General features: G+C 39.8%; 1 protein-coding gene. It reads left to right on the top strand.

Annotated elements, in window-relative coordinates; translation table 11 throughout:
• A partial coding sequence (locus EZH24_RS13810) for a glycogen/starch/alpha-glucan phosphorylase (protein WP_170310900.1) occupies positions 1-256 on the top strand: 256 nt, incomplete at both ends.

Raw genomic sequence — 256 nt, 5'->3', positions numbered from 1 at the left:
GTAAACGACACGAATCGTCCCGTTCAAATAATATTCGCGGGAAAAGCGCATCCTCATGATAACGGCGGTAAAGAATTAATCAAAAATATAGCCGAAATATGCAGAAGACAAGAATTTAGAGACCATATAGTATTTTTGGAAGATTACGATATAAATGTTGCAAGATATATGACTCAAGGCGTGGATGTTTGGCTTAATAATCCAAGAAGACCTTTGGAAGCGAGCGGCACAAGCGGTATGAAAGTTCCGCCTAACG

It is taken from the genome of Brachyspira catarrhinii, assembly GCF_005518285.1.
In the GTDB taxonomy this organism is placed as follows: Bacteria; Spirochaetota; Brachyspiria; order Brachyspirales; family Brachyspiraceae; genus Brachyspira; species Brachyspira catarrhinii.
This window is presented reverse-complemented; position numbering and strand designations above follow the sequence as displayed.